The following is a 25838-nucleotide window of genomic DNA, read 5'->3' on the forward strand; positions in this document are numbered from 1 at the left end:
TCCACCCCCGCCAATGGCCTAGACTGCATTATTGCGTCAGTTCGCCCAAGGCCCTTGCATGTCCGACCCCCGCTACCAGATCGACGTCAGCGTCGTGACCCGCTACCTCAAAGAACAATCCGATCCCGAAAGCAGCCGTTTCGCCTTCGCCTACACCATCACCGTGCAGAACAACGGTACGGTCAAGGCCAAGCTGATGTCCCGCCACTGGCTGATCACCAACGGTGACGGCGAAGTCGAGGAAGTGCGCGGCGCCGGCGTGATCGGCCAGCAGCCGCTGATCGAGCCCGGCCAGAGCCACACCTACAGCAGCGGCGCCGTGATCAGCACCCGCGTCGGCACCATGCAGGGCAGCTATCAGATGTTCGCCGAAGACGGCAAACGCTTCGATGCCCAGATCGCCCCGTTTCGCCTGGCCGTGCCCGGGGCGCTGCACTGATGGCCACCTATGCCGTCGGGGACCTGCAAGGCTGTCTGCAACCACTCAAGTGCCTGCTCGAACGCGTACGCTTCGACCCGGCCGTCGATCGCCTGTGGCTGGTGGGCGACCTGGTCAACCGTGGCCCAGAGTCCCTCGAGACCTTGCGTTATCTCTACTCGATCCGCCATGCGCTGGTCTGCGTGCTGGGCAACCATGACCTGCACCTGCTGGCCGCCTGGCACAATGTCGAGCGCCTGAAGAAAAGCGACACCCTGCGCGAAGTCATCGAAGCCCCGGACGCCGACCAGCTGTTCGACTGGCTCCGCCAGCAGAAACTGCTGCACTACGACGAAGCCCGCGGCATCGCCATGGCCCATGCCGGCATCCCACCGCAGTGGACCCTGGGCAAGGCGTTGGAGCTGGCCGCGGAGGTCGAGGAAGTGCTGCGCGACGACAGTCGCCTGAAACTGTATCTGGACGGCATGTACGGCAACGAGCCGAACAAGTGGAGCAAGGATCTGGCCGGCATCGAACGCCTGCGAGTGATCACTAACTACTTCACCCGCATGCGCTTCTGCACCGCCGCCGGCAAGCTCGACCTCAAGACCAAGGAAGGCGCCGACAGCGCGCCCAAAGGCTATAAACCATGGTTCGCTCACCTGGACCGCCGCTCGCGCCATGTGAAGATCATCTTCGGTCACTGGGCCGCCCTCGAAGGCCGGGTCGACGCCCCCGGTGTGATTGCCCTGGATACCGGCTGTGTCTGGGGGGGCGCGATGACCCTGTACAATGTCGACAGCGGCGAATTCCACCGCTGCGACTGCACCCGCGAAGGCACCCCTCGCCCGCCGGCATCACCCAACGATCAGCCATGAAGGAACCGCACCCATGAGCGAATTCAAGCGTATCTCCCCAGAACAAGCCCTCGCCCTGCGTGCCGAAGGTGCGATCGTTGTCGATATCCGCGACCCACAGGCGTTCGCCGCCGGCCATATCGCCGGCGCCACTCATCTGGATAATCACTCGGTAGCCGACTTCATCCGCAGCGCCGACCTGGACGCGCCTACACTGGTAGTCTGCTACCACGGCAATTCCAGCCAGAGTGCCGCCGCCTACCTGGTCGGCCAGGGCTTCTCCAACGTCTACAGCATCGATGGTGGCTTCGAACTGTGGCGTAACACCTACCCGGCGGAAACCGCCCAGGGCAGCGCCGAATAATTTTTTCATTTTTCCTGCAGCCCGCGCTTGGCGCGGGCTAGCGCCCGACCTGACGAACGGTCGTAGGCGTCTTCTCCGCTCCCCGCCCTTGACCTCTCGTATAACCAACTATCCTTAAGCCCAGGCCATCCAAAAAAGGGGAGAGCCGGTACACCGGCGTGCGGGTCATCGGTAGCGTTACAGGGTGTTCTGGGGGGTATACAGCAACCGGCAAAACCGGTTGCATGCCAGCATCGGCTGACTGATCCGGCGTCGTCTCCACGTATCGAGCGAGGTGACGTCATGAGCATTTTTAGCCACTTCCAACAACGTTTCGAGTCCACCCGCCAGGAAGAACTTTCGCTGCAGGAGTACCTCGAGCTGTGCAAAGAGGATCGCAGCGCCTATGCCTCGGCGGCCGAGCGGCTGTTGCTGGCCATCGGTGAACCAGAGCTGATCGACACCTCAAGCAACTCCCGGCTATCGCGGATCTTCTCCAACAAGGTGATCCGCCGCTATCCGGCCTTTGCCGATTTCCATGGCATGGAAGAGTGCATCGACCAGATCGTCTCCTACTTCCGCCACGCCGCCCAGGGCCTGGAAGAGAAGAAGCAGATCCTCTACCTGCTGGGTCCGGTGGGCGGCGGCAAGTCGTCGCTGGCCGAAAAACTCAAGCAGCTGATGGAAAAGGTGCCGTTCTACGCCATCAAGGGCTCGCCGGTCTTCGAATCGCCACTCGGGCTGTTCAACGCCACCGAGGACGGTGCGATCCTGGAGGAAGAATTCGGCATTTCGCGCCGCTATCTCAATACCATCATGTCGCCCTGGGCCACCAAGCGCCTGCAGGAGTTCGGCGGCGATATCAGCAAGTTCCGGGTGGTCAAGCTCTATCCGTCGATCCTCAACCAGATCGCCATCGCCAAGACCGAGCCGGGTGACGAGAACAACCAGGATATCTCGGCCCTGGTGGGCAAGGTGGATATTCGCAAGCTCGAGGAGTTTCCGCAGAACGACGCCGATGCCTACAGCTACTCGGGCGCGCTGTGCCGGGCCAACCAGGGCCTGATGGAATTCGTCGAGATGTTCAAGGCGCCGATCAAGGTTCTGCACCCGCTGCTCACCGCTACCCAGGAAGGCAACTACAACAGTACCGAAGGCCTGGGGGCGATCCCCTACACCGGTATCCTGTTGGCCCACTCCAACGAATCGGAATGGCACACCTTCCGCAACAACAAGAACAACGAAGCGTTCATCGACCGCATCTACATCGTCAAGGTGCCGTACTGCCTGCGCGTCAGCGACGAGATCAAGATCTACGACAAGCTGCTGATCAACAGCTCGCTGGCCAAGGCTCATTGCGCCCCCGACACACTGAAGATGCTCGCCCAGTTCACCGTGCTTTCACGCCTGAAAGAGCCGGAGAACTCCAACATCTACTCGAAGATGCGCGTCTACGACGGCGAGAACCTCAAGGACACCGACCCGAAGGCCAAGTCGATCCAGGAGTACCGCGACTCCGCGGGCGTCGACGAGGGCATGAACGGCCTGTCGACCCGCTTCGCCTTCAAGATCCTCTCCAAGGTATTCAACTTCGATCCGCATGAGATTGCCGCCAACCCGGTGCACCTGCTGTACGTGCTGGAACAGCAGATCGAGCAGGAGCAGTTCCCTGCCGAAGTACGCGAGCGCTACCTGCGCTACCTCAAGGAGTACCTGGCGCCGCGCTACATCGAGTTCATCGGCAAGGAAATCCAGACCGCTTACCTGGAGTCCTACAGCGAGTACGGCCAGAACATCTTCGACCGTTACGTGCTGTATGCCGACTTCTGGATCCAGGACCAGGAATACCGCGACCCGGAGACTGGCGAGATCCTCAACCGCATCGCCCTCAACGAGGAGCTGGAGAAGATCGAGAAGCCGGCCGGCATCAGCAATCCGAAGGACTTCCGCAACGAGATCGTCAACTTCGTGCTGCGCGCCCGCGCCAACAACAATGGCAAGAACCCCAGCTGGCTCAGCTACGAGAAGCTGCGGGTGGTGATCGAGAAGAAAATGTTCTCCAACACCGAAGACCTGCTGCCGGTCATCAGCTTCAACGCCAAGGCCAGCAAGGAAGACCAGCAGAAGCACAACGATTTCGTCACCCGGATGGTGGAGCGTGGCTACACCGACAAACAGGTACGCCTGCTGTCGGAATGGTACCTGCGGGTCAGGAAATCGCAGTAAAAGCGGCACGCCCCGGGCGCTTGGCGGTGTGCCCCGGCACACCGCCGGCCCGTGGCGGCAGCGACTGCTTTTACTTGCAGCTCGTAGCTTGAAGCTTGCAGCTGTACCCAGCTACCGGAGGGCCCATGAGCTACGTTATCGACCGACGCCTGAACGGCAAGAACAAGAGCACGGTCAACCGCCAGCGCTTCTTGCGGCGTTACCGTGAGCACATCAAGAAAGCCGTCGAAGAGGCCGTGAGCCGCCGCTCCATCATGGACATGGAACACGGCGAGCAGATCAGTATCCCGGGGCGTGACATCGACGAACCGGTGCTGCACCACGGCCGCGGCGGCAAGCAGACCATCGTTCACCCAGGTAACAAGGAGTTCACCGCCGGCGAACACATCGCCCGGCCACAAGGTGGCGGCGGTGGCGGCGGGCGCGGCAAGGCCGGCAACTCCGGCGAGGGCATGGACGATTTCGTGTTCCAGATCACCCAGGAAGAATTCCTCGAATTCATGTTCGAAGACCTGGAACTGCCCAACCTGGTCAAACGCCACCTTACCGGTGCCGACACCTTCAAGACCGTGCGCGCCGGTATTGCCAACGAGGGCAACCCTTCGCGCATCAACATCGTGCGCACCCTGCGCTCGGCCCACGCCCGTCGCATCGCCCTGACCGGCAGCAGCCGCGCGCTGCTGCGCGAGGCGCAAAAGGAGCTGGACCGACTCAAGGTCGAAGAGCCCGACAACTTCACCGACATCCAGGATACCGAGGCCGAGATCGAGCGCCTCAAGGCGCGCATCAATCGCCTGCCCTTCCTCGACACCTTCGACCTCAAGTACAACCTGCTGATCAAGCAGCCCAACCCCAGCTCCAAGGCGGTGATGTTCTGCCTGATGGATGTCTCCGGCTCCATGACACAGGCTACCAAGGACATCGCCAAGCGCTTCTTCATCCTGCTGTACCTGTTCCTCAAGCGTAACTACGACCGCATCGAGGTGGTGTTCATCCGCCACCACACCAGCGCCCGCGAAGTGGACGAGGAAGAATTCTTCTACTCCCGCGAGACCGGCGGCACCATCGTCTCCAGCGCGCTCAAGCTGATGCAGGAAGTCATGGCCGATCGCTACCCGGCCAGCGACTGGAACATCTATGCCGCCCAGGCCTCGGACGGTGACAACTGGAACGACGATTCGCCGATCTGCCGCGACATCCTCGCCAACCAGATCATGCCGCATGTGCAGTACTACACTTACGTCGAGATCACCCCACGCGAACATCAGGCGCTGTGGTACGAGTACGAGCGCATCGGCGAAGCATTTCCCGACACCTTCGCCCAGCAGCAGTTGGTATCGGCCGGCGATATCTACCCGGTCTTCCGTGAACTCTTCCAGCGCAGGTTAGCCACATGACCGCCAGAGAGCAGAGACGCCAACCCATTTCCACCGGCTCCGAATGGACGTTCGAGCTGATCCAGACCTACGACCGCGAGATCAGTCGCCTGGCCGCCCGCTATGCCCTGGATACCTACCCCAACCAGATCGAAGTCATCACCGCCGAACAGATGATGGACGCCTACGCCTCGGTCGGCATGCCGCTGGGCTATCACCACTGGTCCTACGGCAAACAGTTCCTCAGCACCGAGAAGTCCTACAGTCGGGGCCAGATGGGCCTGGCGTACGAGATCGTGATCAACTCCGATCCGTGCATCGCCTACCTGATGGAAGAAAACACCATGTGCATGCAGGCACTGGTGATCGCCCACGCCTGCTATGGCCACAACAGTTTCTTCAAGGGCAACTACCTGTTCCGCACCTGGACCGACGCCAGCTCGATCATCGACTACCTGGTGTTCGCCAAGCAGTACATTGCCCAGTGCGAGGAGCGTCACGGCATCGACGCCGTCGAGGACCTGATCGACTCCTGCCATGCGCTGATGAACTACGGGGTGGATCGCTACAAACGCCCCTACCCCATCTCCGCCGAAGAGGAACGGCGCCGGCAGAAGGAGCGTGAAGAGCACCTGCAACGGCAGATCAACGACCTCTGGCGGACCATTCCCAAGGGCGCCGAGAAGGGTGGCGACAGGGACGATGCGCGCTTCCCGGCCGAACCCCAGGAGAACATTCTCTACTTCATCGAGAAGCACGCCCCGCTGCTCGAGCCCTGGCAGCGCGAGGTGGTGCGCATCGTGCGCAAGATCGCCCAGTACTTCTATCCACAACGCCAGACCCAGGTGATGAACGAAGGTTGGGCGACCTTCTGGCACTACACGCTGATGAACGATCTCTACGACGAGGGCCTGATCACTGAAGGCTTCATGATGGAGTTCCTCCAGTCGCATACCAGCGTGGTGTTCCAGCCAGGCTTCGACAGCCCCTACTACAGCGGCATCAACCCGTATGCCTTGGGCTTTGCGATGTACACCGACATCCGTCGCATGTGCGAGGCCCCTACCGAGGAAGATCGCCGCTGGTTCCCGGACATCGCCGGCAGTGACTGGCTTTCGACCATCAAGTTCGCCATGAGCAGCTTCAAGGACGAAAGCTTCATCCTGCAGTACCTGTCGCCCAAGGTGATGCGCGACCTCAAGCTGTTCAGCATCCTCGATGATGACCAGCGTGATGACCTGCTGGTCCCGGCGATCCACGACGAGGCCGGCTACCGCACCATCCGCGAGCAACTGGCCGCCCAGTACAACCTGGGCAACCGTGAACCCAACGTACAGATCTGGAGTATTGATCGCCGCGGCGACCGCTCGCTCACCCTGCGCCACCAGCAGCACAACCGCAAACCCCTGGGTGATTCCACCGAAGAGGTGCTCAAGCACCTGCACCGCCTGTGGGGCTTCGATATCCACCTGGAGACCGTTCAGGGCGACCAGGTGATGAAGACCCACCACATGCCGCCACGCGGCGAGCACAGCGAGGCCGGCGACTACGGGCGCATGGACCTGGCCGTGGTGCACCACCTCTAGCGGCAGCCCACCTCCATTGCTGCCGACAAGGTATCCTGTCGCCAGTAATGGAGGTTCCACATGCAGATCTACAAGGTTGGCGGCGCCGTGCGCGACCGCCTGCTCGGCCGTCCGGTCAGCGACATCGACTGGCTGGTGGTCGGCGCCACGGTCGAACAGATGCAGGCCGAGGGTTTTCGCCCGGTCGGTGCCGACTTTCCGGTATTCCTTCACCCCAGGACGGGCGAGGAATATGCCCTGGCCCGTACCGAACGCAAGAGCGGGCGCGGGTATGGCGGTTTCACCTTCCACGCGAGCCCCGAAGTGACCCTCGAGGAGGATCTGGTTCGTCGCGACCTGACCATCAATGCCATGGCCGAGGACGAGCACGGCAACTTGCACGATCCCTACCATGGCAAGGCAGATCTCGAGCAGCGTCTCCTGCGCCATGTTTCCCCGGCATTCGCCGAAGATCCTCTGAGAGTACTGCGCGTTGCCCGCTTTGCCGCGCGCTATGCGCCGCTGGGCTTTCGTGTCGCCGATGAGACGTTGCAGCTGATGCGCCAGATCGCCGAATCGGGCGAACTGCAGGCGTTGACCGCCGAGCGCAGTTGGAAGGAGATCGAGCGTGCATTGATGGAAAGCGAACCGCAGGTGTTCATTGAGGTGCTGCGCAGCTGCGGCGGGTTGAGCGAGCTGATGCCCGAGCTTGAGGGCGCCAGTACACTGGCAGCGCTGCACCAGGCGGCAAGGCACCAGCAGCCACTGGCGGTGCGCTGGGCGTGCCTGCTACGCGGACTGCCGCCTGCCGCGCTCAAGGCGCTGAACCAGCGCTTCAAGGCCCCGCGTGAATGCCAGGAACTGGCAATGCTGGTGGGGGAGTTTGCCGAGCGCGCAGACCAGGCTGCGCAGCTGGAGCCTGCAAGCCTGCTGGAAATGTTGCAGAAGTTCGACGTGTACCGACGGCCGCAGCGCTTCGAGGACTTCATCGCCGTCTGCGAGATGGCGGCGTTGGGTTCAGGTTATCCACAAGGCGAGTACTTGCGCGGGGCCGCTGAAGCGGCGCGTGCCGTGGATGTGAAGCCGTTGCTGGACGCCGGGCTTGCCGGCCAGGGCCTAGGCGAAGCGCTTAAAGGTGAGCGGCTGAAGGCGCTCGAAGCCTATAAGGCAGCTTGATCTGCCCGGCCTCTTCGCAGGCAGATCCGCGAAGAGGCCGGCGCTGGCTTAAGCGGGGGTCAACTGCAACCCGCGCCATTCGAACGGTACCGGCGCCAGTACCTGCTCGATGCGCGCTTCGCGCCACAACTGCCCCATGGACTTGCCCTCGCCCGGGTGCACCAGCTCCGCAGCCAGCAGCGACAGCGGCCAAAGCACGAAGGCGTTCTTCAGGATCTCCGCGCGCGGCAGCACCAGGCCATCGAAGGTCCCGCACAGTTCATCGAACATCAGTACGTCGATATCCAGCGGCAGCCCCTTGCGGTCCGGCGCGTAGCGGCCATTGTCGGCCTCGATGAACTTGAGCCGGCGGTCAAGTTCCAGCAGCGGCAGTTCGGTGCGCCCGCGCACCACCAGGTTGTAGAACGGGCCACTCTTGATCCCCACGGCCTGGCTCTCGAACACCGCGGAACACTGCATGTCTTTGAGGATGCCGGCGAGGGCATCGAGCCCGGCGCACAAGTGCCGCTCACGCTCGATGTTGCTGCCCAGCCCAAGGTATACCGTGCTCAGAGACATCCGCGCTCGATCTCCACGCCAACACCACCACGGGCCGCCGGTACCGCGCCCGGCTTGGTGAGTTTCAGGCGCACCCAGGGAATGTTGAATTCCGCCATCAACACCGTGACCAAGCGCTCGGCGAAGGTCTCGACCAGCTCGAAACGGGCCTGTTCGGCGAACGCCTGGATACGTGCCGAGACACTGGCATAGTCCAGTGCCAGCGACAGGTCGTCACCGGCCGCCGCCGGGCGGTTGTCCCAGGCGAAGCTCAGGTCCAGGCGCAGGCACTGGCGAATATCCCGCTCCCAGTCATAGGCGCCGATCACGGTATCGACTTCCAGGCCTTCGATGAACACTCTGTCCAAGCACTTCTCTCCACAGCACGACAAGGGCGACGGGCGCCGTTAGAATCAGGGCGTCCTCGCCCGGAATAGTTAGCATGTTTTGGTCACTGGCGCTGCTTGCCTACCTGCTCGGCTCTCTGTCCTTCGCCATTGTCCTGAGCCGCCTCAGTGGCAGCCCCGACCCGCGCTCCAGCGGTTCCGGCAATGCCGGCGCCACCAACATGCTACGCCTGGCGGGCCGCAAACTGGCGATCCTGACGCTGCTCGGCGACCTGTGCAAGGGCATGTTGCCCGTGCTGCTGGCACGCCTGGCCGGGCTCGACCAGCAAGAGCAGGCCTGGGTAGGCATCTGCGCGGTGCTCGGTCACCTGTTCCCGGTGTACTTCCGCTTCAAGGGCGGCAAAGGCGTGGCCACCGCCGCCGGCATGCTCATGGCCCTGTACTTTCCAGCCGCCCTGTTGGCCATCGGCGCCTGGCTGCTGACCTTCTACCTGACCCGCACCAGCTCGCTCGCGGCGTTGATCGCCACACCGCTGACGCTGCCCTTGCTGGCCTGGCGCGAGCCTGAAGCGCTGCTGCCGATGACCGTGCTGACGGTGCTGATCGTGTGGCGCCACCGCCGCAACCTGCGTGACCTGTTCGCCGGGCGCGAACGCCACTTCTGATGCGCTCGCACAAGCCCGGCTCACCTCATACTGCCGGCAACTGCTCCATCGGCCAGCGCGCCTGCACGCTGATCGCCAGGTCCTGTTGCTGCCCGGCCAACAGACGCTGGCAACCGGCATAGGCAATCATCGCACCGTTGTCGGTGCAGAAGCGTGGGCGGGCGTAGTAGACATTGCCCTTGATGCTCGCCAGCATCTCTTCCAACGAAACACGCAAGGCCTTGTTGGCGCTCACGCCGCCGGCGATGACCAGGCGCTTGAGGCCGGTCTGCTTGAGGGCGCGCTTGCACTTGATGGTCAGAGTCTCCACCACCGCCTGCTGGAACGCCAGCGACACGTCGCAACGGGTTTGCTCGTTGTCGTCCCCGGCATCGCGGCATTGCTGCCAGGTATTCAGGGCAAAGGTCTTCAGGCCACTGAAGCTGAACTGCAGGCCGGGGCGGTCGCACATCGGCCGCGGGAACACGAAGCGCCCAGGCGTGCCTTGTTCGGCCAGGCGGGCGATCTCGGGGCCACCCGGATAATTGAGGCCGATCAGCTTGGCGGTCTTGTCGAACGCCTCGCCAGCCGCGTCGTCCAGGCTCTCGCCCAGCAGTTCGTACTGGCCGATACCATCGACCCGAACCAGTTGGGTATGGCCACCTGAAACCAACAAAGCGACGAACGGAAACTGCGGCGGCTGCTCTTCGAGCATCGGCGCCAGCAGATGGCCCTCCATATGGTGCACGCCAATCGCCGGAATATCCCAGGCGAACGCCAGTGCCTGGGCGCAAGAGGCGCCCACCAACAGCGCGCCGACCAGGCCCGGGCCTGCGGTGTAGGCGATGGCGTCGATCTCGGTAGCGACGCAGTCGGCCTCCTGCAGCACCTGGCGAATCAGGGGCAGCATGCGTTTGACGTGATCGCGCGAGGCGAGCTCGGGCACCACGCCGCCATAGACGCGGTGCAGGTCGATCTGGCTGAACAGCGCGTCGGCCAGCAGGCCGCGCTCACTGTCGTATAATGCGACGCCAGTTTCGTCGCAGGATGTTTCCAATCCCAGTACTAGCATGGGTCCGTGCCTTGTGGAGGCTGAATTCGAAGGCGCGCATGATAGTCCCCGTGCCCGATGCCGACCAGCGGTTTTCGATCAGAGGCTTTGCATTCCGGCCAGCTAAGGGTTAACATCCGCAACCCTTGAAAACCGACGTTCTCCAGCACACCTTATGTTTTGCCAGGAGCACGTCTACCCCGGTAATGAATTAAGGTAGCCCTGGATGCCAGCCGTCAAAGTTAAAGAGAACGAACCCTTCGACGTAGCTCTGCGTCGTTTCAAGCGCTCCTGCGAAAAAGCCGGTGTACTGGCTGAAGTTCGTAGCCGCGAGTTTTACGAGAAGCCGACCGCCGAGCGTAAGCGCAAAGCCGCTGCCGCTGTTAAGCGTCACGCGAAGAAAGTTCAGCGCGAACAGCGCCGCGCCGTTCGTCTGTACTAAGTACAGCCGTTCTACGCAAAGCTTCTGCCATGCCCGGCCTCGTGCTGGGCTTATGGTAGCGGTTGCTTGAAACCCTTGGCCATGCGCCTGGGGCGCCCCGGCAAAAGCCATGGGCAACCTGCCTCAACGCGTCAGAACTGGTCTTTGGCCAGGCGTGCACGTCTTTTCTGACGAGCCCTCACCGGCTACCGACGAGCACACACCTCTTCCTGCGACACCCCACGCCAAACCCGCGCACAAGCGTTTAGACTTGCCAGTTGCCAGATGACGAGGCTGCCATGGCCGGGCTGATTCCCCAGAGTTTTATCGATGACCTTCTCAACCGCACCGACATCGTCGATGTGGTGAGTTCGCGCATCCAGCTGAAAAAAACCGGCAAGAATCTTTCCGCCTGCTGTCCGTTCCACAAGGAAAAGAGCCCCTCCTTCACCGTCAGCCCCGACAAGCAGTTCTACTACTGCTTCGGTTGCGGCGCTGGGGGTAATGCCCTCGGCTTTGTCATGGACCACGACAACCTGGACTTCCCCCAGGCAGTCGAGGAGCTGGCCCGCGCGGCCGGCATGGAAGTCCCTCGCGAGGAAGGCCGCCGCGGGCAGAAGCCACGCCAGCCGACCGACTCGCCGCTGTACCCCTTGCTGGAGGCGGCCAGCGAGTTCTATCGCCAGGCCCTGCGCAGCCACGCCACCCGCAAGGCGGCGGTGGAGTATCTCAAGGGGCGCGGTTTGTCCGGCGAGATCGCCCGCGACTTTGGCCTGGGCTTCGCGCCGCCGGGCTGGGACAACCTGCTCAAGCACCTGGGAGCCGACTCGCTGCAACAGAAGGTGATGATCGACGCCGGCCTGCTGATCGAGAACGCCGAAAGCGGCAAGCGCTATGACCGCTTCCGCGACCGGGTGATGTTCCCGATCCGCGACAGCCGCGGCCGGGTCATAGCCTTCGGCGGCCGGGTGCTGGGCGACGACAAGCCCAAGTACCTGAACTCCCCGGAAACCCCGGTGTTCCACAAGGGCCAGGAACTGTACGGGCTGTACGAGGCACGCAAGCACAACCGCAACCTTGACGAGATCATCGTCGTCGAAGGCTACATGGACGTGATCGCCCTCGCCCAGCAAGGCTTGCGCAACGCGGTGGCCACCCTTGGCACATCCACCAGCGAGGAACACCTCAAGCGCCTGTTCCGCGTGGTACCTAGCGTGCTGTTCTGCTTCGACGGCGACCAGGCCGGCCGCAAGGCCGCCTGGCGCGCCTTGGAGGCGACCCTGTCGAGCCTGCAGGACGGTCGCCGTGCACGCTTCCTGTTCCTGCCCGAAGGCGAAGACCCGGACAGCCTGGTGCGCGCCGAAGGCACCGATGCCTTCCAGGCCCGCATCAACCAGCACGCCCAGCCACTGGCCGACTATTTCTTCGAGCAGTTGAGCAACGAGGCCGACCCGCGCTCGCTGGAAGGCAAGGCGCACATGGTGACGCTGGCCGCACCGCTGATCGAAAAGGTCCCGGGCGCCAATCTGCGCCAACTGATGCGCAACCGCCTGAAAGACATCACCGGCCTCGACCCGCAGCAGATGGAGCAACTGGCCCAGAGCGCGCCAGCACCCAGCGCGCCGGATTACGACCCCGGCTACGACTACGACGCGATGGCAAGCTACGTGCCAGACCATGGCGACATGCACTACCAGCCCGACTATGCCGCACCACATCAGGAGCAACGCCCCTGGACGCCGAACAAAGGTGGCGGCAAAAAGCAGTGGGACGGCAAACCCTGGGACAAGAAAGGTGGCAAGCCGTGGCAGCGCGATGGCCAGCGCGGCGAGGCGCCACCACGGGTACCCGCGCCAGTGGAGCCACCGACGCTCTCGGCCCTGCGCACCTTGCTGCATCACCCGCTGCTGGCCGGCAAGGTCGAGGACGCCAGCCACTTCGCCGACGAAGAGCAACTCTACAGCCAGCTGCTGGTGGCCCTGATCGAGGCCGCACAGAAGAATCCTAAGCTAAGCTCAATGCAGCTGATTGCGCGCTGGCACGGGACCGAACAGGGTCGCCTGCTACGCGCCCTGGCGGAAAAGGAATGGTTGATCGATGCCGACAACCTTGAACAACAGTTTTTCGACACTATAACTAGCTTGTCCGCTCGCCAGCGCGAGCGCAGCCTGGAACATCTGCTCAGGAAAGCGCGTCTAAGTGAGTTGAGCGCAGAGGAAAAATCTCAGCTGCTCGTCCTGTTAAGCAGGAATGTTCCCGCACAAACCCCGACCTCATCTGGCGCGTGAGGTCCATGCTCGGGTATAATCCTCGGCTTGTTTTTTGCCCGCCAAGACCTTCAGTGGATAGGGTGTTATGTCCGGAAAAGCGCAACAGCAATCTCGTATCAAAGAGTTGATCACCCGCGGTCGTGAGCAGGGCTACCTGACTTACGCGGAGGTCAACGACCACCTGCCAGAGGATATTTCAGATCCGGAGCAGGTGGAAGACATCATCCGCATGATCAACGACATGGGGATCAACGTATTCGAGAGTGCTCCGGATGCGGATGCCCTGTTGTTGGCGGAAGCCGACACTGATGAGGCCGCAGCCGAAGAGGCCGCCGCCGCATTGGCGGCTGTCGAGACCGATATTGGCCGCACGACCGACCCGGTGCGCATGTACATGCGCGAAATGGGTACCGTCGAGCTGCTGACCCGCGAAGGCGAGATCGAAATCGCCAAGCGTATCGAGGAAGGCATCCGTGAAGTCATGGGCGCCATCGCTCACTTCCCGGGTACTGTCGACTACATCCTCGGCGAATACGACCGTGTCACCTCCGAAGGTGGCCGTCTGTCCGACGTTCTCAGCGGTTACATCGACCCTGACGACAACATCGCCGCACCGACCGAAGAAGTACCGATCCCAGGTGCCAAGGCCGCTGCCGCGAAGGAAGAAAGCGACGACGAAGACGAAGAAAACGCCGATGGCGATGACGAGGAAGAGACCGAAAGCGGTCCGGACCCGGTCGTTGCCGCCCAGCGTTTCGGTGCAGTCAAGGATCAGCTGGTCGATACCCTCAAAGTGCTGAAGAAGCACGGTCGAGGCCATAAGGACAGCATCGGCGCCATGCAGGCGCTGGCCGACCTGTTCATGCCGATCAAGCTGGTGCCGAAGCAGTTCGACGTTCTGGTCGAACGCGTACGCGGCGCCCTGGATCGCCTGCGCCAGCAAGAACGCGCCATCATGCAACTGTGCGTGCGTGACGCGCGCATGCCGCGTGCCGACTTCCTGCGCCTGTTCCCGAGCAACGAGACCGACCAGACCTGGTCCGGTGACCTGGCCAAGCGCAACACCAAATGGGCCGCCGCCCTGGGTGAGAAAAACGCCGCCATCGTCGCCTGCCAGCAGAAACTGATCGACCTCGAGACCGAGACCGGCCTGACCGTCGCCGAGATCAAGGACGTCAACCGCCGCATGTCCATCGGCGAGGCCAAGGCTCGTCGCGCCAAGAAGGAAATGGTCGAGGCGAACCTGCGTCTGGTGATTTCGATCGCCAAGAAGTACACCAACCGCGGCCTGCAATTCCTCGACTTGATCCAGGAAGGCAACATCGGCCTGATGAAGGCGGTGGACAAGTTCGAATACCGTCGCGGCTACAAGTTCTCGACCTACGCCACCTGGTGGATCCGCCAGGCGATCACCCGCTCGATCGCCGACCAGGCGCGCACCATCCGTATCCCAGTGCACATGATCGAGACGATCAACAAGCTCAACCGTATTTCCCGCCAGATGCTGCAGGAAATGGGCCGCGAACCGACCCCGGAAGAGCTGGGCGAACGCATGGAAATGCCTGAGGACAAGATCCGCAAGGTACTGAAGATCGCCAAAGAGCCGATCTCCATGGAAACCCCGATCGGTGACGACGAAGATTCGCACCTGGGCGACTTCATCGAGGACTCCACCATGCAGTCCCCGATCGACGTGGCCACGGTCGAAAGCCTCAAGGAAGCAACCCGTGACGTGCTCTCGGGCCTGACCGCACGCGAAGCCAAGGTGCTGCGCATGCGTTTCGGCATCGACATGAACACCGACCACACCCTCGAAGAAGTCGGCAAGCAGTTCGATGTGACCCGCGAGCGGATCCGTCAGATCGAAGCCAAGGCGCTGCGCAAGCTGCGCCACCCGACGCGAAGCGAGCATCTGCGCTCCTTCCTCGACGAGTAAAGACGAACCCCGGCCCAGGCCGGGGTTTTTCTTATGTGACGGAAGGTCGTTACCACTGTCTACCCAGCGGGCGGAATGCCCGTCTACACTCGAATCAGACCCCCTGTTCGAGAGGCCGCTATGCCCATGATGCCGGCCTTCCTGTTGCTGCTCCTGCTCACCTGGAACACAACGGCCGGCGCCCTGACCCTGACCGACGAGGAACAAGCCTGGCTCAGCGCCCACCCGCAGCTGCGCCTGGGCGTCGATGCTTCATGGCCGCCGTTCGAATTCCGCGACCAGGAAGGTCGCTACCAGGGATTGGCCGCCGATTACATCGCCCTGATCCAGGAACGCCTGGGGATCACCCTCAAGCCGATCGAGCCCAGCAGCTGGACCGAAGTCCTCGCGCAGGCACGCAGCAACCGGCTCGATCTGCTGCCCGGTATCATGTCCACACCGGAGCGGCAGGGCTACCTGGCCTTCACCCGCCCTTACCTGGACTTCCCGATCGTCATCCTCGCCCACTCCGGCGGCGCGCAACCGCGCAACCTCAAGGACCTTTACGGCCTGAAGATCGCCGTGGTGGAGAACTACGCCCCCCATGAGCTGCTGCGCACCCACCACCCGGACCTCAACCTGGTGGCCATGCCCAATGTCAGTTCCACCTTGCAGGCCTTGGCTACCGACGAGGTGGACGCCGTGGTCGGCGACCTCGCTTCGAGCATCTGGAGCCTGCGCCAGCTCAAGCTCGACGGCTTGTATGTAAGCGGTGAAACGCCGTACCGCTACCAGTTGGCCATGGCCGTGCCGCGGGAACAGAAGATGCTCGTCGGCATCCTCGACAAGGTCATGGCCGACATGAGCAGCAGCGAAGTCAGCCACATTCAGCAGCGCTGGGTGGGCAACGTCGTCGACCAGCGGACTTTCTGGCACGACGTGCTGCTCTACGGCCTGCCAGCCGTGATGGTGCTGATGGCCATCCTGGCGGTGGTGATCCGCATCAACCGCCGGCTGAGTTCGGAGATTTCCCGGCGCATCGCCCTGGAACAGGAACTGCGCAGCAGCGAGTATCATTACCGCGGCCTGATCGAGAGCCTGTCAGCAGTGGCCTGGGAGGCCGATGCCAACGACTTCAGCTACAGCTATGTGTCGCCGCACGCCGAGGACCTGCTCGGCTACCCGACGGGAGAATGGCTCAAACCGGGCTTCTGGCGCAGCATCCTGCACCCGGAAGATGCCCTGTGGGCGCAGGCCTACTGCGACAGCGAAACAGCCGCCGGGCGCGACCACAGCCTCGACTACCGGGTGATCCGCGCCGACGGCCATACCCTATGGGTGCGCAACATCGTCAGCATGATCGAACATGGCCACAAGTCGCTGATGCGCGGATTGATGATCGACATCAGCGAAACCAAGCACACCGAAGATGCCCTGCGCCTGTCGGAGCAGAAGTTCGCCTCGGTGTTCCAGCAGTGCCCGGACATCCTGATCATCGCCCGGCACAGCGACGGCTGCCTGCTGGAGGTAAACGAAGCCTTCGAGGAACTGATCGGCCTGAGTCCGGCGCAAGTGATCGGCCGCACCGCCACCGAGCTCGGCCTGTGGGGCGTGGCCGGTACCGGCCCGGCCCTGCTCGAGCGCCTGCATCGCGGCGGCATCCGCAACCTGGAGATGACCTTTCGCCGCAACAACGGCGAGTTGTTCACCGGCCTGACCTCGGCCGAGACTTTCGACCTCGACGGCATGCCGGCACTGGTTGTGGCGATCCGCGATATCAGCCAGCTGAAGGAAACCCAGCAGCAACTGCAGACCTCCGAGGAGAAGTTCGCCAAGGCCTTCCACGCCTCACCCGATGGCCTGTTGCTGTCACGCCAGAGCGACGGCCTGCTGCTGGAGGTCAACGAAGGCTTCTGCCGCCTCACCGGCTACGACATCAGCCCAACGGTCGACCAGACCTCGCTGGACCTGGGTATCTGGGTCGACCTCAACGAGCGCCAACGCCTGGTCGATCAACTACAGCGTGACGGTTTCGTGCGCGATTTCAGCTGCCATATCCGCCGCAGCGACGGACAGATCCGCCTCTGTGAACTGTCCGCCCGGCCACTGCCGATCGGCGGCGTCGACTGTATGCTGACCATCGCCCGCGATATCACCGAACGCCACCTGATGCAGGAGAAGCTGCAACTGGCCGCCACGGTGTTCGAGAACACCGCCGAGGGCGTGCTGATAACCGACACCGACCAGCGCATCAGCGCGGTCAACCGCGCGTTCAGCGAAATCACCGGCTACAGCGAGATCGAAGCCCTCGGCCAGACTCCGCGACTGCTCGCCTCCGGCCAGCACGACAGCGCCTTCTACGTCGCCATGTGGCACCAGTTGACCGCGGAAGGCCACTGGCAAGGCGAGATCTACAACAAACGCAAGAACGGCGAACTCTACCCCGGCTGGCTGACCATCAGCGCCGTGCGCAACCACGAACGCGAGATCACCCACTTCGTCGCCGTTTTCGCCGACATTTCCAGTATCAAGCACGCCCAGGCCAAGCTCGACTACCAAGCCCATCACGACCCGTTGACCGGCCTGCCCAATCGCGCCCTGTTCGAAAGCCGCCTGCAGGCCGCGCTCAGCTGCGCCCAGGTATCCAACCGCCAGGGCGCGGTGCTGTTCCTCGACCTCGACCGCTTCAAGCACATCAACGACAGCCTCGGCCACCCGGTGGGCGACCTGTTGCTCAAGGGCATCGCCCAGCGCCTCAAGGAGCAGGTGCGTGATGTCGACACCGTGGCCCGCCTGGGCGGCGACGAGTTCATCATCCTTTTGCCCGGATTGCACAAGCCCAGCGATGCCAGCGCCATCGCCATCGCCAACAAGCTGCTGGCCGGCTTCCACGCACCGTTCCAGGCCGGCGAGCACGAGTTCTTCACCAGCGCCAGCATCGGTATCAGCCTTTACCCACAAGACGGCACCGATGTCGCCAACCTGATCCGCAACGCCGACGCCGCCATGTACCGCTCCAAGGCCAAGGGCCGCAACCGGGTAGAGGCCTACACCCGCGAACTGACCACCCAGGCCAGCGAGCGCATCGCCCTGGAACACGAACTGCGCCGCGCCATCGAGCGCAATGAACTGAGCCTGTGCTACCAGCCCAAGTTCAGCCTCAAGACCCAGAGCCTGGTGGGCGCCGAGGCACTGATTCGCTGGACCCACCCAACCTTCGGCGACGTGCCGCCCGAGCAGTTCATTCACCTGGCCGAGGAGAACGGCACCATTCTCCAACTTGGCGACTGGGTACTGGAGCAGGCCTGCCGGCAGATGCACAGCTGGAAGAAGACCTACCACGCCTTCGGCCCGCTCTCGATCAACCTCGCTGGCGCCCAGCTGCGCCAACCCAACCTGGCCCGGCGCATCGAGCAACTGCTGCGCAGCTACCAGCTCAAGGCGGGCGACCTGCAACTGGAGATCACCGAAAACTTCATCATGAGCCAGGCCGAGGAGGCGCTGAGCGTGCTGCACCAGCTCAAGCAACTGGGCGTGCAGTTGGCCATCGACGACTTCGGCACCGGCTACTCCTCGCTCAGCTACCTCAAGCGCCTGCCGCTGGACATCCTCAAGATCGACCAGTCGTTCATTCGGGGCCTGCCCGACGACCCCCACGACGCCGCCATCGCCCGCGCCATCATCGCCCTGGGCCGCAGCATGCAACTGACGATCATTGCCGAAGGCGTGGAGAACCAGGCGCAGCAGCGCTTCCTAGCCGCCGAAGGTTGCGAGCAGATCCAGGGCTACATCGTCAGCCTGCCCCTGCCCCCGGACGAATTCGCGGCGACCTTTCTTCGCATAGCACAAACGGATCTTTCGGATGGCACGCTATCTAAACCCTCGTTATAATCCTGCCCACTTGCTGAGGGCCTATAGCTCAGTTGGTTAGAGCAGAGGACTCATAATCCTTTGGTCCACGGTTCGAGTCCGTGTGGGCCCACCATCTTCGAAGCCGCGCATTGCGCGGCTTTTGCGTTTTTGGCGGGATCGCCTCAGATACGGAATGCTCATTTGCAACTCGTAAACCCGAGTGCGAGCCGGGTCCTTTCCTCATCCGTTTTTGTGGGGCCGGCATCGCCTACGCCGCCCGGCCTGACTTTTGCTAGACGACTATTCGCACACAATCTACTCGTCAGCCGGCTCGAAGCGCTCGCCACGAAACACCCGACGTGGATTGCCACGCTCGATGCGGTGATGGAACAACCGCCGCTCCGCGCGCAGTTCGCTGTCGACCTGCTCTGCCTGTTGCGCCAGGCGTTGACCGATGAGCAGCAGCGCCAAGCGCTTGTTGGCGTGCTGGCTACGCTCGCTCTGTACCTTGACGCTGACGCCGCTGGCCAGGTGCGTGGCGCGCACTGCCGAGTCGGTGGTGTTGACATGCTGACCACCCGGCCCGGACGAACGCAAGGTCTCGAAGTGGATCTCGCTCGCCAATTCCGGTGCCGGTGGCGCAAACCGTGCGCCCCCAAAAAACCAGTTCTTGCGCGCATGCGCCGGCCGGTACGGACTGCTGCACGTCCATTGCAGCGAGCCCGTCCAGTGATCCGCCAGGCGCTCGGCCTGCTCGCCATCCAGTGCCAGCAACACCGAGCGCAAGGTGCCGCGCCGCGGCCCCGGCTCTTGTTCGAGTATCCGTACCGCCACGGCCTGGGCATCCGCTTCGGCCTGCAGCCTGAGCAATGCCTTGGCCACTGCCAGGGCACATTCTTCCGGCCCCTGAGCCGCCGAGAGTTGCAGTAGGATCATCAGCAGCACCCTCCGCGCGTCTTGTAGGTGAGCACCGGTTTCAGTCGTGCCAGCACGCGAACCAACCCCGCTTCACGCAAGGCACCCACCACCGAGTCGATAGCCTTGTAGGCCTCCGGCGCTTCCTCGTAGATCAGCGCCCGGTCGGCGCAGATCACGCGGCTGCCTAGTGCCGTACGACTCAGTTGCTCGACGCTGTAGCGCGAGGCGAGGCGCTCCTTGCACTCGCTGCGCATCCATTTGCGTCCGGCGCCATGGGCCAGGGACAACAGGCTGCGCTCGTCGGCGATCGGCTGTACCAAGTAGCTGTAGTCGCCGCGCGAACCAGGGATCACCACCGCCCCCTGATCCGAAGGTGTGGCGCCTTTGCGATGCAGCCAACCATCGAGCCCGTCGACCTGCGCTGGCGACACCAGGTTGTGGTTGATGTCGAGCAGTACATCGCCATCGGCACGCAAGCGGTCGAGCATGCGCCGGGCAATCAACTGACGGTTGGCTTCGGCAAAACGCAGCGCGCCGTCGTGCCGGCCCAGGTAATGAGTGCTGGCCTCGCTGCCCGCCTCCAGTCCGTGATGACCGAACAGGTCGACCTGCTCACGCAAGATCGCCTCGCCCAAACCACGCGAGCCGCTGTGCACCAGCAACAGCAGGTGTTTGCGCTCGATGCCCAAGGCTGTCAGGGCCGCATCGTCGTAGTTTTCATCGAGTTGCTGCAGCTCGGCGAAGTGGTTACCACCACCAATGGTGCCTAGAGAACGCTCGTGCCCCGTGGCAGGCAAACCGAAGCTGGCGACGGCCTCCTGCCACGTCTCGTCAAGCGGCAGGTCGAGGTTGCCAAGGCGTTTCTCCAGCTTGTCCAGATGCAGCTTGGCGGTCGGGATGTCCGTGCGCCACAGCGCCATGCCACAGCCGATGTCATTGCCGACCAGCGCCGGGTACAAACGCCCCACGGAAAAGAATGCCGCGCCGACCGGATAGCCACGCCCCGGGTGCAGGTCCGGCATGCCGGCCACCCGATGCATGCCCCTTAGGCGAGCGGTGGTTTCGAGTTGTTGGATCGCTTTTCCTTCGATCCAGGTGTCGTCCGCGGCGACCAATACGGCGCCGTCGGACAAATTGCGAATGCAAGTGCCCATAGTCCAATCCTGATGGGTTGAAACGAAAAGATGTTCGGATTGGCAGGCCAGAGGCCGGGCGTTGCGGTACCGCTAACGAGTAGCGGCGAATGCGATCAAGCCAGGCGCGACCTGCAAAGGGTGATCAACTGTTGCATGATGTACCTCCTTTGCTGTCGGGTGAGAGAAGGCGGGCATCTTAGGTGTGCAATTGCCACCTTGCAACAACCTTGATCACATTTTTACCAGGAGAACAACGTCATGGCCGAAAAACCTGACCGCTCCGCGGTACAAAAAACAATACACTGGCGCTACAGTGCCCAGCTTCCCCTGGATTTGTAGCTCGGGTCGCTCTGACCAGCGGCAAAGTGCCTTTAGCACACCCGTTCTATTTCGCCATCACGGCCGCGTTTCTAGAATTCCTCCATCGCTTCGGCACCGGGTCGGAGCCCAGTGATCGAGGGAACGTCACATGAACATCCAAGGAACGCTTGGGACCCTGCTCGTTGTACCGATGCTGGCCACGCTCGCAGGTTGCGTGGCACCGGGCTCCTACAACCAGGGCCAGCAGCCAAGCCAGATGGCCGGCGGCAACGCACCCTGCACCCCCAGTACGACCGACAACCTGATCTCCACCGGCCGCAGCCTGCTCAGCATCGCCAACTCCGTGCTCGAAACCAAGAACAGCATGAATGGCACCTCGGCCACTTATGACCAGCGCATGCAGCTTGCGGAGAACGCGCAGAAGGTCAACAAAGGCAACCAGATGCTCGACAACGTCGAGAGCATGACTGCTGGCCTGAAGTCGCCTTGCGCCACGGCGCAGACCAGCGCATCACGTTGATCAAATCCGATCAGGGCTGCGCAGCAGCCCCGGTCGTAAACGTCTCTGGACGATTCAAGCCGACGCCAGCACCTTGCAGCCACGCCGCGAAATTTCGATCCTCGTGTAACTTGCCTCATCCAGCCCGGTAATCCGGTCAAGACAGGCGGCAGGGTCGTGCAGCGGCAGCTCCAGCAACTGCCGGGTATCGCGCTCCCACCAGCGCGATGCGAGCAGACGCTCGATCATCTCTTCCGGGTATCGATAACGCACGACCTTGGCTGGAAAGCCCGCCACCACGGCATAGGGCGGCACGTCCCGAGTCACCAGAGCGCGAGTGGCGACAATCGCGCCCGTGCCCACTTCGACCCCCTCCATGATCATCGCGCCTTCGCCGATCCACACGTCATGGCCAATGCGTGCCGGCGTGCTCGGCGGCTCGTATTGCCACTGGGTGCCGGTGAACTGGAAAGGGTGGGAACTCAGCCAGTCGGTGGGATGAGCGTATTTTTCCTGGCCGATGACCACCGCGCTGCCGATGGAGCAGTAGCGCCCGATCGATTCGACCACCTGCAGCGAGCCGCCGCTGCGGATATAGGTGTGAGCCCCGATCGAGACATCCAGGGTGGTGGCGCTGACCGCCACATCGCCGATGCGCACTTCGGCCTCGAGCGCCAGCCTGGCGCGCTTGCCGAACTTGGAAATGCCCGTACTCACCTTGCAACCGTGTTGGCGAATCCATCGCCGCCAGTACCAGTCCTTGAACTTCATGGGTCAATCACTCCTGCCATGGTCCAGGCTGCCGAGCGGCAGCGGCCCGCTATCGTACCGCCTTGCCAACGTAATGCCAGCCCTGGGCGCCTTGCGCGAATCGGTCGCGCTTGCATAGGCTAGCAGCTCGACAAAAGAGACCTACCATGCCGGCCACCTCCTCCATCACCCTCGACGCCATCGATCGCCAGTTGATCTCCCTGTTGCAGATCAACGCCCGCGAAAGCGTCGCCACGCTCGCCCGCCAACTGGGGATCGCCCGTACCACGGTGAACTCGCGCCTCGAACGCCTGGAACGCAACAAGGTGATCACCGGCTATGGCGTGCGCCTGGGGCAGCGCCTGATCGGCGGCGGCCTGCAGGCGTACGTGGGGATCAAGGCACAGCCGCGCTCGGGCAAGGACATCGTGCGCCACCTGAGCGCCATGGGGCAGGTCCAGCAGTTGTGCGCGGTCAGTGGCGAATTCGACTACGTAGCCTGGCTGCTCAGCGACTCACCGGAGCAGTTGGACCAGTTGCTCGACCTGATCGGCAGCCTCGACGGGGTGGAGAAGACCACCACGTCGATCATCCTCAGCAGCAAGGTGGACCGCGGGCAGCCAGGCTGAGGCCCTCAGGCCTCCATCGCGTCGAGCAGCCCTTCCAGCAGCGCCCGTACCGTTTCCGCCGAATGCAGGATCGACCAGATCATCGCCCGCCCCGCCTCGGGGGCATGGTGCTGGGCGTAGTCGTCGGCGATTTCCTGGATGGCCCGAGCCAGCATGCTGGCGTGAACCAGGGCGTCGGCGGCATCGACGCCGGGGCGTACGGTAAAGATGGGGGGATGACTGGACTGGCAGGAGCAGAAGGACTGCTCGGTGGTTGGGTTCAGGGCGAGGGGTGGGTCGGGGACGATCTTTTTCATAGCGCAATATCCAAGTTGAGCCAGGGATCACTGCCATCTGCATCCTTCTCACGGGAATTGGGTGGCAGCCGTACGCGGGGTGAGAATCCGGCCAACTTGGAAACCGGCCAGGCAAGAGCCTGCCCACGCAAGGCTGCCATAACGCATGCCTCGACGCTCAAGTTGGAAGAGGGTTCTCACGCCCAATCACCGAATATGCGGTGACCGGCTGAAGTTAACCGCGAAGGTTTACCCGCACAGCCAGACCGGAGCGATAGGGTTTGTAGGATAGGTCTCGTTAAACTTCACGTCTGTAGGAAATAGTCTGACAAATACCGAACTGCTACCGCTTTCACGGGCCCGACGAAAAATTTGCAGTGGCCCTGAGATCGAGCGCCGCGCGGGCGGCGCTCGATCTCAAGAACACCACAAGGCCAACGCCGAACACCTTTCAGCAAGAAATCGTCACTATTAAAAATGACCAACCCATTAAGACGAAACAAATCACATAACGACGTCGATTTTCACCTTAATAACGAACACCCCACTTCATAAAATGGCCACCAGGCATTCTCTATACTCAGGCTCCGCCCCCTGCGCAGCCCCTGGCAAGGTCATTACATGAACAAGAAAAACCGCCACCCCGCCGACGGCAAGAAACCCATCACCATCTTCGGCCCGGACTTTCCCTTCGCCTTCGACGACTGGCTGGAGCACCCGGCCGGCCTGGGCAGCATTCCCGAGGCGCGCCATGGCGAAGAAGTGGCGATCGTCGGTGGCGGTATTGCCGGGCTGGTGGCGGCCTACGAGTTGATGAAGCTGGGCCTCAAGCCCGTGGTGTACGAAGCTTCCAAACTGGGTGGCAGGCTGCGTTCGCAGGTGTTCAACGGCACCGACGGCATCGTCGCCGAACTGGGCGGCATGCGTTTCCCGGTGTCGTCCACCGCCTTCTACCACTACGTCGACAAGCTGGGCCTGGAGACCAAGCCCTTCCCCAACCCGCTGACGCCGGCCTCAGGGAGTACGGTGATCGACCTGGAAGGCCAAACCTACTACGCCGAGAAGTACGCCGACCTGCCGCAGCTGTTCCACGAAGTGGCCGACGCCTGGGCCGACGCCCTGGAGAGCGGCGCGCAGTTCGCCGACATTCAGCAGGCCATTCGCGACCGCGACGTACCACGCCTGAAAGACCTGTGGAACAAGCTGGTGCCGCTGTGGGACGACCGCACTTTCTATGACTTCGTCGCCACCTCGCGCTCGTTCGCCAAGCTGAGCTTCCAGCACCGCGAGGTGTTCGGCCAGGTGGGCTTCGGCACCGGCGGCTGGGACTCGGACTTCCCCAACTCGATGCTGGAAATCTTCCGCGTGGTGATGACCAACTGCGACGACCACCAGCACCTGGTGGTCGGCGGCGTCGAGCAGGTGCCCCAAGGCATCTGGCGCCATGTACCGGAGCGCTGCGCCCACTGGCCGGCGGGCACCAGCCTCAGTACGCTGCATGGCGGCGCGCCGCGCACCGGGGTCAAGCGCATCGCCCGCGCCAGCGATGGGCGCCTGGCGGTCACTGACAACTACGGTGACGTGCGCCACTACGCTGCTGTGCTCACCACCTGCCAGAGCTGGTTGCTGACCACCCAGATCGACTGCGAAGAGTCGCTGTTCTCGCAGAAAATGTGGATGGCCCTGGACCGCACCCGCTACATGCAGTCGTCGAAGACCTTCGTCATGGTCGATCGCCCGTTCTGGAAGGACAAGGACCCGCAGACCGGTCGCGACCTGATGAGCATGACCCTCACCGACCGCCTGACCCGCGGCACCTACCTGTTCGACAACGGCGACGACAAGCCGGGGGTGATCTGCCTGTCCTACGCCTGGATGAGCGACGCCCTGAAGATGCTGCCGCACCCGACCGAAAAGCGCGTGCAACTGGCTCTCGACGCGCTGAAGAAGATCTACCCCAAGACCGATATCGCCGGGCATATCATCGGCGATCCGATCACCATCTCGTGGGAGGCCGACCCGCACTTCCTCGGTGCCTTCAAGGGCGCGCTGCCGGGCCACTACCGCTACAACCAGCGCATGTACGCGCACTTCATGCAGGCCGACATGCCCGCCGAGCAGCGCGGCATCTTCATCGCCGGTGACGACGTATCGTGGACCCCGGCCTGGGTCGAAGGCGCGGTGCAGACCTCGCTCAATGCCGTGTGGGGTATCATCAACCACTTCGGTGGCCAGACCCACCCGGACAACCCCGGCCCGGGCGATGTGTTCCACCAGATCGGTCCGATCGCCCTGGCCGACTGAGCGAAGGA

The 25838-nt window shown here is 62.9% G+C and carries 22 protein-coding genes and 1 tRNA gene; 16 read left to right on the plus strand and 7 right to left on the minus strand.

What is annotated here, in order from left to right:
• The first annotated feature begins 58 nt into the window (after positions 1 to 58).
• From apaG to ACVWY1_RS09920, 7 genes are all read left to right on the plus strand, one after another.
• Positions 59 to 439 (plus strand): Co2+/Mg2+ efflux protein ApaG, encoded by a 381-nt coding sequence (gene apaG / locus ACVWY1_RS09890; protein WP_046857379.1) that lies wholly within the window; start codon positions 59 to 61, stop codon positions 437 to 439.
• Complete coding sequence (locus tag ACVWY1_RS09895) at positions 439 to 1296, plus strand: symmetrical bis(5'-nucleosyl)-tetraphosphatase (RefSeq protein ID WP_457378197.1); 858 nt, start codon at positions 439 to 441, stop codon at positions 1294 to 1296. The genes apaG and ACVWY1_RS09895 overlap by 1 nt, the downstream gene beginning before the upstream one ends.
• A gap of 13 nt (positions 1297 to 1309) precedes the next feature.
• Positions 1310 to 1639 carry a thiosulfate sulfurtransferase GlpE gene (gene glpE, locus ACVWY1_RS09900; protein WP_046857381.1) on the plus strand — a complete coding sequence of 110 codons (330 nt, stop codon included), beginning with the start codon at positions 1310 to 1312 and terminating at the stop codon, positions 1637 to 1639.
• Positions 1640 to 1921: 282 nt separating this feature from the next.
• Entirely contained in the window at positions 1922 to 3844 is a 1923-nt protein-coding gene (locus ACVWY1_RS09905; protein WP_023629260.1) for a PrkA family serine protein kinase, read from the plus strand.
• A 125-nt stretch (positions 3845 to 3969) separates the two neighbouring features.
• Positions 3970 to 5241, plus strand: coding sequence for a YeaH/YhbH family protein (locus ACVWY1_RS09910; protein WP_102681926.1), 1272 nt, complete (start codon positions 3970 to 3972; stop codon positions 5239 to 5241).
• Positions 5238 to 6806 (plus strand): SpoVR family protein, encoded by a 1569-nt coding sequence (locus tag ACVWY1_RS09915; protein ID WP_277502554.1) that lies wholly within the window; start codon positions 5238 to 5240, stop codon positions 6804 to 6806. The genes ACVWY1_RS09910 and ACVWY1_RS09915 overlap by 4 nt, the downstream gene beginning before the upstream one ends.
• Positions 6807 to 6866: 60 nt before the next feature.
• On the plus strand, positions 6867 to 7961 hold the full coding sequence (locus ACVWY1_RS09920) for a multifunctional CCA addition/repair protein (protein ID WP_457378198.1): 1095 nt from the start codon (positions 6867 to 6869) through the stop codon (positions 7959 to 7961).
• Between the two features lie 48 nt (positions 7962 to 8009).
• Here the strand turns inward: ACVWY1_RS09920 and folK are convergent, their stop codons facing one another.
• A complete protein-coding gene (gene folK, locus ACVWY1_RS09925; RefSeq protein WP_277502553.1) occupies positions 8010 to 8519 on the minus strand; it encodes a 2-amino-4-hydroxy-6-hydroxymethyldihydropteridine diphosphokinase in 510 nt (169 codons plus the stop codon).
• Positions 8510 to 8866: a dihydroneopterin aldolase gene (gene folB, locus ACVWY1_RS09930; protein WP_457378199.1), complete on the minus strand. Its 357-nt coding sequence runs from the start codon at positions 8864 to 8866 to the stop codon at positions 8510 to 8512. The genes folK and folB overlap by 10 nt, the downstream gene beginning before the upstream one ends.
• 74 nt (positions 8867 to 8940) lie before the next feature.
• Here folB and plsY point away from each other — a divergent pair, with 74 nt between their 5' ends.
• Positions 8941 to 9510: a glycerol-3-phosphate 1-O-acyltransferase PlsY gene (plsY, locus tag ACVWY1_RS09935; protein ID WP_046857387.1), complete on the plus strand. Its 570-nt coding sequence runs from the start codon at positions 8941 to 8943 to the stop codon at positions 9508 to 9510.
• A gap of 25 nt (positions 9511 to 9535) precedes the next feature.
• On the opposite strand, the gene tsaD is transcribed toward plsY, so the two are convergent.
• Positions 9536 to 10561 (minus strand): tRNA (adenosine(37)-N6)-threonylcarbamoyltransferase complex transferase subunit TsaD, encoded by a 1026-nt coding sequence (gene tsaD / locus ACVWY1_RS09940; protein WP_046857388.1) that lies wholly within the window; start codon positions 10559 to 10561, stop codon positions 9536 to 9538.
• A 205-nt stretch (positions 10562 to 10766) separates the two neighbouring features.
• Between tsaD and rpsU the strand changes: the two genes are divergently transcribed.
• The 5 genes from rpsU (at position 10767) to ACVWY1_RS09965 (ending at position 19131) form a co-directional block, all read left to right on the plus strand.
• Complete coding sequence (gene rpsU, locus ACVWY1_RS09945) at positions 10767 to 10982, plus strand: 30S ribosomal protein S21 (protein WP_003255575.1); 216 nt, start codon at positions 10767 to 10769, stop codon at positions 10980 to 10982.
• Between the two features lie 278 nt (positions 10983 to 11260).
• Positions 11261 to 13249 carry a DNA primase gene (gene dnaG, locus ACVWY1_RS09950; protein ID WP_457378200.1) on the plus strand — a complete coding sequence of 663 codons (1989 nt, stop codon included), beginning with the start codon at positions 11261 to 11263 and terminating at the stop codon, positions 13247 to 13249.
• A 67-nt stretch (positions 13250 to 13316) separates the two neighbouring features.
• On the plus strand, positions 13317 to 15167 hold the full coding sequence (gene rpoD / locus ACVWY1_RS09955) for an RNA polymerase sigma factor RpoD (protein ID WP_457378201.1): 1851 nt from the start codon (positions 13317 to 13319) through the stop codon (positions 15165 to 15167).
• A gap of 120 nt (positions 15168 to 15287) precedes the next feature.
• Entirely contained in the window at positions 15288 to 19037 is a 3750-nt protein-coding gene (locus ACVWY1_RS09960; protein ID WP_457378202.1) for an EAL domain-containing protein, read from the plus strand.
• Between the two features lie 17 nt (positions 19038 to 19054).
• Positions 19055 to 19131: transfer RNA gene (locus ACVWY1_RS09965), tRNA-Ile, on the plus strand.
• Between the two features lie 182 nt (positions 19132 to 19313).
• On the opposite strand, the gene prfH is transcribed toward ACVWY1_RS09965, so the two are convergent.
• Positions 19314 to 19934 (minus strand): peptide chain release factor H, encoded by a 621-nt coding sequence (prfH, locus tag ACVWY1_RS09970; protein WP_110697542.1) that lies wholly within the window; start codon positions 19932 to 19934, stop codon positions 19314 to 19316.
• Entirely contained in the window at positions 19934 to 21070 is a 1137-nt protein-coding gene (locus ACVWY1_RS09975) for an RNA ligase RtcB family protein (RefSeq protein WP_110697459.1), read from the minus strand. Before ACVWY1_RS09975 ends, prfH begins: the two co-directional genes overlap by 1 nt.
• Before the next feature lie 451 nt (positions 21071 to 21521).
• Between ACVWY1_RS09975 and ACVWY1_RS09980 the strand changes: the two genes are divergently transcribed.
• The gene (locus ACVWY1_RS09980; protein ID WP_110697457.1) at positions 21522 to 21893 is read left to right on the plus strand and encodes a hypothetical protein; all 372 of its coding nucleotides are present in this window, start codon (positions 21522 to 21524) and stop codon (positions 21891 to 21893) included.
• Between the two features lie 54 nt (positions 21894 to 21947).
• Here the strand turns inward: ACVWY1_RS09980 and ACVWY1_RS09985 are convergent, their stop codons facing one another.
• Positions 21948 to 22643 carry a CatB-related O-acetyltransferase gene (locus ACVWY1_RS09985; protein WP_457378203.1) on the minus strand — a complete coding sequence of 232 codons (696 nt, stop codon included), beginning with the start codon at positions 22641 to 22643 and terminating at the stop codon, positions 21948 to 21950.
• 146 nt (positions 22644 to 22789) lie between these two features.
• Here ACVWY1_RS09985 and ACVWY1_RS09990 point away from each other — a divergent pair, with 146 nt between their 5' ends.
• Positions 22790 to 23251, plus strand: coding sequence for an Lrp/AsnC family transcriptional regulator (locus ACVWY1_RS09990; protein WP_094011516.1), 462 nt, complete (start codon positions 22790 to 22792; stop codon positions 23249 to 23251).
• Positions 23252 to 23256: 5 nt separating this feature from the next.
• On the opposite strand, the gene ACVWY1_RS09995 is transcribed toward ACVWY1_RS09990, so the two are convergent.
• Positions 23257 to 23547 (minus strand): DUF3077 domain-containing protein, encoded by a 291-nt coding sequence (locus ACVWY1_RS09995; RefSeq protein ID WP_028689051.1) that lies wholly within the window; start codon positions 23545 to 23547, stop codon positions 23257 to 23259.
• A 600-nt stretch (positions 23548 to 24147) separates the two neighbouring features.
• On the opposite strand from ACVWY1_RS09995, the gene ACVWY1_RS10000 reads away from it, so the two are divergent.
• On the plus strand, positions 24148 to 25830 hold the full coding sequence (locus ACVWY1_RS10000) for a flavin monoamine oxidase family protein (protein ID WP_457378204.1): 1683 nt from the start codon (positions 24148 to 24150) through the stop codon (positions 25828 to 25830).
• The last annotated feature ends 8 nt before the right edge of the window (positions 25831 to 25838 follow it).

The organism is Pseudomonas sp. TE6288, from assembly GCF_054062095.1.

Coding starts and splice junctions, on each gene's coding strand:
- apaG (WP_046857379.1), top strand. CDS start 59: ATGTCCGACCCCCGCTACCAGATCGACGTCAGCGTCGTGACCCGCTAC.
- ACVWY1_RS10000 (WP_457378204.1), top strand. CDS start 24,148: ATGAACAAGAAAAACCGCCACCCCGCCGACGGCAAGAAACCCATCACC.
- ACVWY1_RS09905 (WP_023629260.1), top strand. CDS start 1,922: ATGAGCATTTTTAGCCACTTCCAACAACGTTTCGAGTCCACCCGCCAG.
- dnaG (WP_457378200.1), top strand. CDS start 11,261: ATGGCCGGGCTGATTCCCCAGAGTTTTATCGATGACCTTCTCAACCGC.
- ACVWY1_RS09895 (WP_457378197.1), top strand. CDS start 439: ATGGCCACCTATGCCGTCGGGGACCTGCAAGGCTGTCTGCAACCACTC.
- ACVWY1_RS09960 (WP_457378202.1), top strand. CDS start 15,288: ATGCCCATGATGCCGGCCTTCCTGTTGCTGCTCCTGCTCACCTGGAAC.
- rpoD (WP_457378201.1), top strand. CDS start 13,317: ATGTCCGGAAAAGCGCAACAGCAATCTCGTATCAAAGAGTTGATCACC.
- folK (WP_277502553.1), bottom strand. CDS start 8,519: ATGTCTCTGAGCACGGTATACCTTGGGCTGGGCAGCAACATCGAGCGT.
- ACVWY1_RS09995 (WP_028689051.1), bottom strand. CDS start 23,547: ATGAAAAAGATCGTCCCCGACCCACCCCTCGCCCTGAACCCAACCACC.
- plsY (WP_046857387.1), top strand. CDS start 8,941: ATGTTTTGGTCACTGGCGCTGCTTGCCTACCTGCTCGGCTCTCTGTCC.
- ACVWY1_RS09920 (WP_457378198.1), top strand. CDS start 6,867: ATGCAGATCTACAAGGTTGGCGGCGCCGTGCGCGACCGCCTGCTCGGC.
- rpsU (WP_003255575.1), top strand. CDS start 10,767: ATGCCAGCCGTCAAAGTTAAAGAGAACGAACCCTTCGACGTAGCTCTG.
- glpE (WP_046857381.1), top strand. CDS start 1,310: ATGAGCGAATTCAAGCGTATCTCCCCAGAACAAGCCCTCGCCCTGCGT.
- ACVWY1_RS09985 (WP_457378203.1), bottom strand. CDS start 22,643: ATGAAGTTCAAGGACTGGTACTGGCGGCGATGGATTCGCCAACACGGT.
- tsaD (WP_046857388.1), bottom strand. CDS start 10,561: ATGCTAGTACTGGGATTGGAAACATCCTGCGACGAAACTGGCGTCGCA.
- ACVWY1_RS09915 (WP_277502554.1), top strand. CDS start 5,238: ATGACCGCCAGAGAGCAGAGACGCCAACCCATTTCCACCGGCTCCGAA.
- prfH (WP_110697542.1), bottom strand. CDS start 19,934: ATGATCCTACTGCAACTCTCGGCGGCTCAGGGGCCGGAAGAATGTGCC.
- ACVWY1_RS09980 (WP_110697457.1), top strand. CDS start 21,522: ATGAACATCCAAGGAACGCTTGGGACCCTGCTCGTTGTACCGATGCTG.
- ACVWY1_RS09990 (WP_094011516.1), top strand. CDS start 22,790: ATGCCGGCCACCTCCTCCATCACCCTCGACGCCATCGATCGCCAGTTG.
- ACVWY1_RS09910 (WP_102681926.1), top strand. CDS start 3,970: ATGAGCTACGTTATCGACCGACGCCTGAACGGCAAGAACAAGAGCACG.
- ACVWY1_RS09975 (WP_110697459.1), bottom strand. CDS start 21,070: ATGGGCACTTGCATTCGCAATTTGTCCGACGGCGCCGTATTGGTCGCC.